Genomic DNA, 11,738 nt, shown 5'->3' on the forward strand with positions numbered 1-11,738 from the left:
GAGCCGTTTGAGCGTCAACCCCGGTTGCTATCACCGGAACCAGGGCCAACGCCCAACCGGCTCAAACGATTCAAGAGAAATCTCCCCCTCCCCATCGCCCCACCGAGAAACATGCTTCGATTGATACTCACTTTGTCTCTCGTCTTACTTTCGCAATCCGTTGACTACGCGGGTGAGAAACTGAATGTCCTGTTCATCGCGGTTGACGATTTGCGTCCAGAATTGGGCTGTTATGAATCGCCGATCGCGAAGACACCACACTTGGACCAACTGGCTGCCGACGGACTGCTTTTCAACCGCGCTTATTGCCAACAAGCGATCTGCCGTCCATCGCGAGCGAGTCTGATGACGGGTGCTCGTCCGGACACGACGGGGCTGTATCACAACTACGTCTCGCTTCGTGAGTTGCAGCCAAACATTTTGACGCTACCAGAACACTTCGTCGCAAACGGTTACGACGCGGCCTATTGCGGAAAGATCTTTCACCAAGGCGACACGGATGACGGGCGTTCGTGGAACCGTGAATCGGTCAAGCGACTTGATGGGATCCGAAAACCAAAAGGCGGATACGCGTTACCAGAAAACCTGAAAATGAAGTCCGACAACATGAAAAGCATGTTGGCGAAGTACGGTGAAGCTGCCCGGCGAGGTTTAGCTGCCGGGCCGGCTTATGAAAAGGCGGATGTCGCCGACACGGACTACGTCGACGGTTACAACACCGCGATGGCGATCGCGACGCTGAAGGAAATGACTCAGGACAACGAGACACCCTTTTTCCTTGCGATGGGCTACAAACTGCCGCATTTGAATTGGTGTGCTCCCAGCAAATACTGGGACTTGTACGATGCGAACGACATTCCGATGGCCGTCGAAACCGACGCTCCGGAAAACGGTGCGGCGATGGGGCTGCACGCTTCCTTTGAGCTTCGCACCCGTGCTGGAATTCCCAAAATCGGTCCATTGTCGCCTGAGCTATCTCGCAAGCTCAAACATGCTTACCTGGCTTCGGTCAGCTACGTCGATGCACAGATCGGTAAATTGATTGCCGCTTTGGAAGACGCCGGCGTTCGCGACAATACGGTGATCGTCGTTTGGGGAGACCATGGTTGGCACCTCGGCGACATGGGTGTCTGGGGGAAAGCCACCAACTACGAAATCGCCACGCGAGTCCCGCTGATGATTTGGGCTCCTGACATGAAAGCTCGAGGCGCAACAACCGATGCCTTGGTCGAACTGGTCGACATTTATCCAACGCTCTGCGAACTGGCAGAGATCAATGTGCCGGAACACACCGAAGGCACCAGCTTCAAGCCACTGATGAACAATCCGAACCAACCTTGGAAGAAAGCTGCGTTCAGCCAATACCCCAATCCCGCACTTCGCGAATGGGCCGCCAATCCGCTTTCTCAGGGCATGCGAGAAACATGGTTCGGGCCTCTGATTGAGCAGGTGGAAGAACGGATCATCAACCAGCAGGGAAAGGCATGGGACCGTGAATTGTTCGAGCAACATCTCATGGGCTACACCATGCGAACCGATCGCTACCGTCTGGTCATTTGGAAAGACCATCGCGATCCGAGTGCCAGCCCGATCTACGTCGAACTGTTCGATCACGCGAACGATCCGAACGAGACAAAGAACATCGCCAATGAACAACCCGAATTGACCAGCCAGCTGATGACGCAGTGGAATGCCGGATGGGAGGCAGCACGATGAAATCACAACCACAATGGAATCGATGGACGATCGCTTTGACGCTCGTCGCCCTGGCGACCTTCACGACCAATGTTGGATCAGCGGAGAAAGTCGACTACGAGAACGACATTGCTCCGATCTTCGAAGATCGATGTGTCTATTGTCATGGCGAAGACGAACAGGAGTCTGGGCTTCGCCTTGATTCACGGCCTCACATGATGCGTGGTGGTGACTCGGGTTTGCCAGCTCTGGTTCCCGGTCATCCCGAGAAGAGTTACGTCATGGACGTAATCCGCCATCTCGATGAAGACATGGCGATGCCCCCCGATGACGATCAATTGTCAGAGGAAGAAATTGAAACGATCGCTCGTTGGATTACAGAAGGAGCTGATTGGCCAGGTCAAATGGACGCGGTCTTTGAGAACGAATCCGATCACTGGGCTTTCCAGCCGGTCGTTCGTCCTGACGTTCCGTCTTTCACAAGCAAGGACGCCAAATCGCCTCAACCAATCGACGCTTTCCTCCTATCACGATTGGCCGAAGATGACCTCGCTTATTCAGCCACGGCAGATCCACGTGAGTTGATTCGTCGACTGTCGATCGTTTTGACGGGCCTACCGCCCAGTCCCGAAGAAACGAAGGCCTTTGTCAACCAATTTTCTCGCGATGGCGATCTTGCTTATGAGCAAGCTGTTGATCGGCTACTCCAGTCCCCTCATTTTGGCGAGCGTTGGGCACAACATTGGCTCGATGTGATTCGGTGGGCAGAAACCAATGGATCCGAAGCCAACCTGTATCGGAAAAATGCCTGGGTCTATCGCGACTATGTGGTTCGGTCATTCAACGAAGACAAACCTTACGATCAATTCGTGAAGGAGCAGATCGCCGGCGATTCAATGGGTGCGGGCGAAGCCACCGGATACCTGGTCTCGGGACCACACGTTCCCGCCGCGACCGTCGGGCGTGAACCAACCGCCATTCGGCAAGCACGCGCGGATCGTTTGGATGAGATCATGCAAACCGTTGGTGCCTCCGTGATGGGCGTGACCGTTGGGTGCGCTCGTTGCCACAATCACAAATTTGATCCGGTATCGATCCAAGACTACTACTCGATGACGGCGGTCTTCCAAGACATCGAGTTCGGAAGTCGCCAACCAGAATATTCTTCGGACCACCCGCTCCGCAAACGCGGTCACGAGATCTGGACGCGAATCCAGACCGAACGTGACAAGCTTCGCGAAGACGGCGGCTGGGAAGAAGATTGGGGTGCCTACCGCGAACTCCATTTTCCCGTCGCAACAACCACCGCTGTTCGGATCCGGTTCAAGGCACCGAACCTGGGACTTGATGAACTGGAAGTTCTCGGTCCTCACGGCCTAAATCGTAATCTCGCTGATTCACGCGAAGGAACGATCGTCTCGGGATTCCCTGAAGAAGGCACCGATGGTCGCAACCCCATCGAGCGAGTCAACGACGGCGAGTACGGAACGATGGCTTGGCGGGCAAAACTCGACGCAAAGAAAGAAGAACGCCCTTGGGTCCAATTCAATTTCCAAAGCCCGCAGACGATCAACCGTCTTCGCCTGAGCAACAATCGCGAATACTTCTACGACACCGACTACCTGAACAAAAAACCGTATCTGCCGAAATTCCAGTTTGACATGGATATCATGCAGGACGACGGGACTTGGCAACCGTGGACAGGGACTTGGGCGGTCAATGACAAGCTCCTGAAGAACAACCCTCAGCGAAAAGAAACACTTGCCAACATTCAGAATCTGATCGATCAGCTATCAGAAGAAGGCCCGCAGCCCAGTTTTGTGGGCCGGTTCATCGAGCCTGTTGTGACACACGTGTTGCTGCGAGGCAGCCCGGAGAGTCCTCACGATGAGGTCATGCCAGCGGCACCAGAAATCTTCGACGGAGACCTGGGACTCGACTCCTCAGCATCCGGTCCCCAGCGCAGACTCGAATTCGCGAAGTGGCTGACATCGCCTGAGAATCCGCTGACGGCAAGAGTCATGGTCAACCGAGTGTGGCACCACATTTTTGGAACGGGAATTGTTCCGACCACCAGCGACTTTGGTCGTGCCGGCGCGTCACCAACACATCCGGAATTACTGGATTGGCTTTCCGCTGAATTTGTGTCACCGTCAAACGCAGACGCCCCCGCATGGTCGGTCAAATCGCTGGTGCGAATGTTGGTGATGTCGGAAGCGTTTCGTCAAGCAAGTGCACCAAACGACGAGGGACTCAACCGCGACGCTGGATCAGCTTTGCTCTGGCGATTTCCACCAAGACGCATGGAAGCGGAAGTCATCCGCGATTCGATCTTGATGGCATCCGGTTCAATCGATCTGAAAATCGGCGGCCGCAGCTACCGAATCCACAACGAAAAGGCGACCTACGCGCAGTGGGAAGTGGTGAACAATCACGGACCAAAGACTTGGCGAAGAATGCTGTACCAAGAACGCATGCGACGGGTGGATGATCAAATCTTCACCGCTTTTGACTTTCCCGACTGCGGGCAAGTCCGAGCGAAACGTCCAGTGTCGACGACGCCACTGCAGGCTCTGAACTTGATGAACAGTGATTTCGTGTTGGAACAATCTGACCAGATCGCTGAGCGAGCACTTCGAGAATCTAACAATCAACTCGATGTCGCGATTGACCGTTGCTTCGAACTCCTGCTGGGCCGCTCGCCCACTGAAACCGAGCAAGCAGCTTGCGCGCAGGTCGCTCAAGACGGCAACCTAGCATTGGTTTGCCGAGCCCTCATCAACTCCAACGAACTCGCGTTCCTTCCATAACATCGGACAACTCATCATGACGAATCCTGAGAATATCTCCGCTCACGGTCGGCGTTTGTTGGATCGGCGCAGCTTCCTTGGTACGGCGGGGCTTTCAACCGCTGGTCTTGGGTTAGCCAGCCTCCTGCAATCAGACGGATTGCTCGCATCGGACGTTGGCACCGCCGGAGGCAAAACTCCGATCCGCCCGTCGATCGATCCAAACAATCCATACTTGCCGCGAAAGGCACATTTCGAATCACCGGCAAAGCAAGTGTTGGTGATCTTCTGCCCGGGTGCGGTCAGTCACGTCGACACGTTCGACTACAAACCAGCACTCACCAAACTGCACGGTCAAAAGCCACCCGGCATTCCCGCGGTTACCTTCGAAGGCCCCACCGGGAACATCGCAAAACCGTTTTGGGATTTCAAACCGCGTGGCGAATCCGGAAAGATGGTTTCGGATCTGCTGCCGCACTTGGCGGAACAAGTCGATGACTTCTGCTTTCTGCATTCACTCAACACAGACACGAGTGCCCACCCGCAAGGTGAAAACTTTCTGAACACGGGGTTCACGATGGAAGGGTTCCCATCGTTTGGTTCCTGGGTGACTTACGCTCTTGGAACGGAGAATCAAGAGCTACCCGCGTTCGTCGCAATTAACGATCCTCGAGGACTGGCTCGCAGTGGCAAGAACAACTTCGGTAATGGATTTTTGCCCGCCGCTTTCCAGGGCACTGACTTCAATGCCAAGAATCCTCCGAACAATCTTCACCGCCCAAGCGGACTGACTCCTGATGCGGATGCGGCCACCGTTGATTTGCTTCAACGACTCAACGCGAAGCATTTGGAACTCTACCCAGGTGACGCCAATCTAGCCGGCCGAATCGCAAGCTATGAATTAGCGGGAAAGATGCAAACATCCGTTCCTGATGTGATGGACCTGTCCGGCGAAACTGCCGCGACGTTGAAGGCCTATGGTGTTGAGGGCGGCAGTGAATTGCGTGGTGAGTACGCCAAGAACTGCATCTTAGCTCGCCGCCTCATTGAGAAAGGAGTCCGGGTTGTTCAATTGTTCAATGGCAGTGACCCTGCTGGCGGCAATGGAATCACCAACTGGGATTCGCACTCTAATATTGCAGAGACTCATGCGATGCAAGCTGAGATCATGGACCAACCGACGGCAGCACTCATCGCTGATATGAAACAAAGAGGTTTGCTCGAAAATACGCTGGTCGTGTGGGCAACCGAGTTTGGCCGGATGCCATTCTTGCAATCCAATGGCACGGGACGCGATCACAACCCGGACGCGTTCACGTGCTTCCTCACCGGTGCCGGTGTTAAGAAAGGATTCAGCTACGGCGAAAGCGATGAGTTCGGTTTTAAAGCCTCCGTCAATCCCACCTCCGTCTACGATTTCAACGCGAGCTTATTGCACCTGATGGGCCTGGATCACGAACGACTCACGTATTACCACAATGGATTGGAACGACGGCTGACCAACGTCCACGGAAATGTCATCCACGACGTGCTAGCGTGATGCTCGCCCATCCACTGAGATGGACAATTCGCAATGAAGATCGTGAATGAACTGGATGGTGCGTCTCGGTGGGGGACCACCGAGCTACAAATGGGTCATGCGATTTGTCTCAGTGTAAAACGTGGATCTGCGATGTCACTGACAATGGAAACGTTCCGGCCGATTCGTACTGAGCTTCGATGAATGCGGCTGAGCTACCGGAGGTCGGTGGTGTGACTTCCGAACTCCAACTCCCATCTTCAGTTGCTTTCAACGGCGATGACTCCCAGATCGAAGATCGCAGGTCACGGGTCCGCGACTTCGCCGTCCACAACATCACCTTCGCAGGCACCTGGTCACTTGTTGCGATAATCTTCAATCCATCCGCCGTTTTCTCCGTTCGAGTCTTCCATTCGGGCAAAGCCCTGCCCTCGCACACATAACGATGGAGCGCAGAAACGCCACCCACCATTCTCGGAATGTCATTCAAACCGTGACCGTTGTTGGGAATATTCAGCAGGAGAGTTGGGCCGGAAAGTTCTTCGAAGTAATGCTGAGTTGAATCAGCCGGCCAATATGGATCGTTGCTGCCCAGCAACACCAGCTTTGGCATCGTCAATGATGCACGGTGCTCATAGGGATCCACCAATTGAAGCAACGTCATCCCTTTGGGCGTTCCCATCATCTTTTGAAGACCTCGGCGAGTGTAATCTTCGATCTGCGGAGAATAGGCACCCCACGCATCGATCTGGTGTTTCATTTGCCGGTTCATGTTCAACATGTCAATCACCATCGGCGCAATCGCTTTGACACGTGGATCCGTTGCGCCGACCAAGTACGTCGTCCAACCTCGCTTGCTCGCGCCCGTCACCGTGAAACCATCGATCGACAAACCCCATTCTTCCTTCGTTGCACCAACAACCGCATCCATCGCCGCCGAGGCTGCTCTTGCCATCACCGGTAACAACGGCCAATCGGGATCGTTCGTCTCAAAGAATTTTTGAAACGTGTGAGCGATCAGCGCATCTTCCTTCAGTCCATCAAACATCGGCTGAAACGGAACTTGCTTTAAGATCGCCACCGGTGTTTTCACTTCCAACGCGACGCTCGCCAGCAATGCCGCCTCGCGTGGCACTTCGATCGTGTCGGGGCCGTCCATCCCCCACTCCGCTTTCCACGATCCGCCGCTGATCAACAAGAGTGCGTTGGATTCCTTTGGGTCAACTTCGGGCGGATTCAAGATGTACAGCAAATGCTGCAAAGGGACTCCCTGCCACGTTTGCGAGACCAAATGGATGACCACATAGTCGCACCCCGCGATCTCACCACGTGCGCGAACGTCCCAGCGAAACGAATCATCTCGCTTCAAAACCATTTCCGCCAAACGCTGCGTCGCATCCGATTTGATCGCCTCTGTTTCGAGTGGAGCAATCTCTTCGGCCCGCGACTCACCAACACCGCTCAGAAATGCTCCCAGCACCAACAAACCGGACACCCATTGATTGCTAAACACCGATTGAGACTCGACCGTTTCAAGGATTCCATGCCGTGGATCGTCATCCAATTGGCCGACATGGAGAAAGAGATTGCAAAGACAGATTGCTGAAGGAACAGCGAATCGCGTTCCGGAACATCATCCCATAAAATCACATGTCCAACACGATTGGGTGTTCGGCGGTCGAAGAGAAAAACTGGCGGACGACACGCGTCGGTTGAGAATCAGCTCATATCGAACGATCAAACCGTATTCGCGTTAGACAACCGATATGGCGATGGACGCCACGCTCTGGTCAGAACCCAAATGCTGCTCGCACGTGCACTGCTATGGCACGCACTCCGAACTCAAACCTCAAGGAACCCAAAGTTGAAAACACTGACGAAAGAGTTGTGGATGGAAATTCCCAGTCGCCGCGGAATCGTTTCGATCCATCGTGATGTGGAGCAATTGGTTCGCGAAAGCGGTATTCAGGAGGGCATGGCACTTATCAATGCCATGCATATCACGGCCAGTGTTTTCATCAATGACAATGAATCCGGTTTGCACGCGGACTACGAACGCTGGCTTGAGGAGTTGGTGCCATTCAACGCTGGAACCGATCCCGCATCCGGTGGCTACATGCACAATCGAACCGGCGAAGACAACGCGGACGCACACCACAAACGGCAAATCATGGGACGCGAGGTCGTGGTGGCCATCACCGAGGGCGAACTGCACCTCGGACCGTGGGAGCACATCTTCTACTACGAGTTCGACGGTCGTCGTCGAAAGCGAATCCTCGTCAAAATCATCGGTGAGTGAGTAGGCGCAAACGGCCACGCATGAGCGGGACCAAACAGGCCCGCCTAATCCGTCGCGTCGTCCGGTCCGCGCATAAAAAAACCACGCGACGAGAGTCGCGTGGTTTCGTATTTGGATCGTCGAAGTGGCTTAGCGAGCGCCGGCCAATTCGTCTTTCTTGCGTTCGGCGATGATCTCTTCTTGGATGTTCGAAGGAGTCTGACGGTAGGCCGCCAATTCCATCGTGAACGTTCCTTGACCTTGGGTCATGCTGCGAAGGTCGGTCGCGTAGCCGAAGGTTTCCGCCAAAGGAACTTCCGCCAAGATAACGGTCATGCCTTCGTTGGTATCGTTGCTGGTCATCAGACCACGACGACGAATCACGTCACCGGTCACGGTACCTTGGAACTCTTCAGGAACTTCGATTTCAACGCTCATGATTGGCTCGAGCAACTTCGGAGCGGCTTGCTTGAAGTACTCACGGAAACAACCTTGAGCAGCGGTGTAAAAGGCTTTTTCGCTCGAGTCAACATCGTGATAGCTACCGTCGAGCAACTCAATGCGAGTTCCCACAACGGGGTAATCAGCGATCGGGCCCTTGCCCAGGATGTCGCGGAAGCCTTTTTCGACAGCAGGAATGTACTGCTTCGGAATACGACCACCGACAACCTTTTCTTCGAACTCGAAGCTGTCTTCGCTTTCTGATTCGATCGGGATCAGCTTGCCAACGATGTGAGCGTACTGACCTGAACCACCGGTTTGCTTCTTGTGCTTGTAGTTGAATTCGACTTCGCGAGTCGGACTTTCGCGGTAAGAAACCTTGGGAGCACCGACTTCGATTTCGACTCCATATTCACGACGAATTCGTTCGATGTAAATTTCCAAGTGCAACTCACCCATGCCCGAGATCAAGATCTCGTTGGTTTCTTCATCGGTGTAAACGCTGAACGTTGGGTCTTCCTTGCGGAAGCGTTGCAACGCCTTGCTCATCTTGTCGCCATCGCCACGGTTGAGTGGATTGACGGCGATTTTGATGACGGGCTCAGGCACGTACATCGATTCCAACGTCGCGTAATCACGCTCGCTGCAGTACGTGTCCCCGGAGGCACAATCGATACCCATGACGGCGATGATGTCACCAGGTCCGGCTTCATCAATTTCATCTCGCTTTTCACTGTGCATTCGCACGATTCGGCTGAAGCGTTCTTTTTTCTGCGAACGCTGGTTCGTGTAGGCTTCGCCCTTCTTGATCGTACCTTGGTAGATACGCATGAAGGTCAACTGACCAAACGGATCTTCGACGATCTTGAACGCCATGCCGACGAAAGGCTTGTCCGGATCGGGTGACAGTTCGATCTTCTTTTCTTCATCCGAAGGGTCGCGTCCGTAGATTTCACGATCCAGCGGGCTGGGCAGGTACTGAGTGACCGCGTTGAGCAATGGCTGAACGCCTTTGTTCTTGTAAGCACTGCCCATGTAGACGGGAGTCGCACCATTGAGAACTGCTTCACGCATGACCCGGTAGATCATGTCCTTGGACACTTCTTCTTCGCTCAGCAGCAATTCCATCACTTCGTCGCTGTAGTTGGACAACGAATCCAACATGGCAACGCGTGCTTCTTCTGCTTCGTCTTTCAAGTCAGCAGGAATTTCGCCCGTGACAACCTTTTCGCCTTGGTCGCCTTCGAAGGTGTAAGCAACCATTTCGATCAAGTCGACGACGCCACGGAAGTTCTCTTCCGCACCGATTGGGATTTGCGCGAGGAAGGCATCGGCACCAAGTTTTTCACGAAGCTGTTCAACGACGCGACGTGGGTTGGCACCGGTGCGGTCCATCTTGTTGATGAACGCCAAGCGAGGAATTTGGTATCGCTTCATTTGACGGTCGACGGTGATCGACTGGCTTTGAACGCCACCGACACTGCACAGAACCAAAACCGCACCATCGAGGACACGCAGCGAACGTTCCACTTCGACGGTGAAGTCAACGTGGCCGGGGGTGTCGATCAGATTGATGTGGTAACCGTTGTGCGTCACGCTGGTCGCAGCACTGGTGATCGTGATCCCACGCTCTTTTTCGAGCTCCATGTGATCCATCGTAGCGCCGTCACCGCCACCGCGAACATCTTCGATCTTGTGGATACGTCCGCTGTAAAACAGGATGCGTTCGCTCAGAGTGGTCTTGCCCGAGTCGATGTGGGCACTGATACCAATGTTTCTGACCTTCTCCAAATTCATAATACTTCACCTAAGCTCGACCAATGCGGCGGTTCCAATCTCGCCCGTCGACAACTCTGACATGGATGTCGCAGTAATTCCGGGAGGATTTGGAGGGTGGCCGACGAATCGTCAAAAATTGTTGGGGGGTGTAGACTGGCGAAACCGGGAATCGCCCGGACATTCTTTTCGAATCACCTAAGAAATCGAACGGAAATATCGCAAAGGTGGCCCCGATCGGGAACCCCAAAACGAATCAGGCGCAATCTTTGCTCGGCATTGCGGCCCGATCCCCCCTGACATTGGATTTTTGAAACGATTTTGCCCATCAAATTCGACCGCCCCGCCGTCACGGACTCCGCTCCCGATCTCTCTGAATCGCTTGCCGCTCTCCGAGACAAAGCTCCAATCCTGGCGAAATTCGAAAAAGCTCCCCTGGGAGTCGTCCTAGGCAGTGGCTTGGGGGGACTGGCTGACGCAATCGAGTCGCCCACGATCGTGCCCTACGCGGAAATCCCCGGACTGGCCCCGTCCACCGCGTCAGGCCATCGAGGCGAATTCTTGATCGGACACCTGGCATCTCGCCCTATTATCGCGATGGCGGGACGTCTGCATGTTTACGAAGGCCATTCTCTTCGGGACGTCACCCGGCCGGTCGCATTGATGGCGGGAATTGGAATCAATGAATTGGTCGTCAGCTGTGCCGCCGGCGGATTGAACCCCCAATTCAAAGTCGGCGATCTGGTCCTGCTCAGCGAACACAGCAGCTGGCTAGACGGAAAACTGGGTGCTCCGCCAATCAGCTTCCAACAACCAATCAGCTTCCAACAACCAAACGACTTGCCAAACGAGTCCGATGCTGCCGCGAAATGCTTTCGGCGCAGCTTGAACACCTGCGATCCACAGCTCGACGCGATCGCTCACCAGACCGCTCACGCCAACGGATTCGAACTTCGTCGTGGCATGTATCTGGCGGTCAACGGTCCCAACTACGAAACCCGTGCGGAGTGCCGAATGATGCGGCAACTCGGTGCTGACCTGGTTGGCATGAGCACGGTGCCGGAACTGTTGTGTGCCAATTCAGCCGGAGTCCGAACGCTTGGTATTTCCGTCGTCACCAACCTCGCCTTGCCCGATGCACCCGCGACAGCCGACCACGCGGATGTCCTGGAAGTGTGCGAGCGAGCCGCCAACCGGTTACAACAAATCGTTCGAGCGATTGCCACCCACGGAGCTTGAT

General features: G+C 54.6%; 7 protein-coding genes. 5 read left to right on the plus strand and 2 right to left on the minus strand.

The genetic code is table 11. The features are described from left to right. Positions 1-111: 111 nt before the first annotated feature. The 3 genes from RB_RS10930 to RB_RS10940 are packed head-to-tail and all read left to right on the plus strand — an operon-like array spanning position 112 to position 6,024. The gene (locus RB_RS10930; protein ID WP_164921866.1) at positions 112-1,716 is read left to right on the plus strand and encodes a sulfatase; all 1,605 of its coding nucleotides are present in this window, start codon (positions 112-114) and stop codon (positions 1,714-1,716) included. Further along, the gene (locus RB_RS10935) at positions 1,698-4,505 is read left to right on the plus strand and encodes a PSD1 and planctomycete cytochrome C domain-containing protein (RefSeq protein ID WP_164921867.1); all 2,808 of its coding nucleotides are present in this window, start codon (positions 1,698-1,700) and stop codon (positions 4,503-4,505) included. The genes RB_RS10930 and RB_RS10935 overlap by 19 nt, the downstream gene beginning before the upstream one ends. A gap of 16 nt (positions 4,506-4,521) precedes the next feature. Then, entirely contained in the window at positions 4,522-6,024 is a 1,503-nt protein-coding gene (locus RB_RS10940; RefSeq protein ID WP_007333818.1) for a DUF1501 domain-containing protein, read from the plus strand. A 109-nt stretch (positions 6,025-6,133) separates the two neighbouring features. On the opposite strand, the gene RB_RS10945 is transcribed toward RB_RS10940, so the two are convergent. Then, the gene (locus tag RB_RS10945) at positions 6,134-7,567 is read right to left on the minus strand and encodes a PhoPQ-activated pathogenicity-related family protein (protein WP_164921868.1); all 1,434 of its coding nucleotides are present in this window, start codon (positions 7,565-7,567) and stop codon (positions 6,134-6,136) included. A 300-nt stretch (positions 7,568-7,867) separates the two neighbouring features. Here RB_RS10945 and RB_RS10950 point away from each other — a divergent pair, with 300 nt between their 5' ends. Further along, positions 7,868-8,302, plus strand: coding sequence for a secondary thiamine-phosphate synthase enzyme YjbQ (locus tag RB_RS10950; protein WP_037200957.1), 435 nt, complete (start codon positions 7,868-7,870; stop codon positions 8,300-8,302). Positions 8,303-8,431: 129 nt separating this feature from the next. Here RB_RS10950 and fusA read toward each other — a convergent pair whose 3' ends face one another. Further along, complete coding sequence (gene fusA, locus RB_RS10955) at positions 8,432-10,519, minus strand: elongation factor G (protein WP_011120445.1); 2,088 nt, start codon at positions 10,517-10,519, stop codon at positions 8,432-8,434. Positions 10,520-10,819: 300 nt separating this feature from the next. Here fusA and RB_RS10960 point away from each other — a divergent pair, with 300 nt between their 5' ends. Beyond that, a complete protein-coding gene (locus RB_RS10960) occupies positions 10,820-11,737 on the plus strand; it encodes a purine-nucleoside phosphorylase (RefSeq protein WP_011120447.1) in 918 nt (305 codons plus the stop codon). Position 11,738 lies beyond the last annotated feature (1 nt).

Origin of the sequence: Rhodopirellula baltica SH 1, assembly GCF_000196115.1 — a bacterium.
Taxonomy (GTDB): domain Bacteria; phylum Planctomycetota; class Planctomycetia; order Pirellulales; family Pirellulaceae; genus Rhodopirellula; species Rhodopirellula baltica.

Excerpts from the sequence above, each read along its gene's own strand:
- RB_RS10930 (WP_164921866.1), top strand. The coding sequence starts at position 112 with ATGCTTCGATTGATACTCACTTTGTCTCTCGTCTTACTTTCGCAATCC.
- RB_RS10940 (WP_007333818.1), top strand. The coding sequence starts at position 4,522 with ATGACGAATCCTGAGAATATCTCCGCTCACGGTCGGCGTTTGTTGGAT.
- RB_RS10935 (WP_164921867.1), top strand. The coding sequence starts at position 1,698 with ATGGGAGGCAGCACGATGAAATCACAACCACAATGGAATCGATGGACG.
- fusA (WP_011120445.1), bottom strand. The coding sequence starts at position 10,519 with ATGAATTTGGAGAAGGTCAGAAACATTGGTATCAGTGCCCACATCGAC.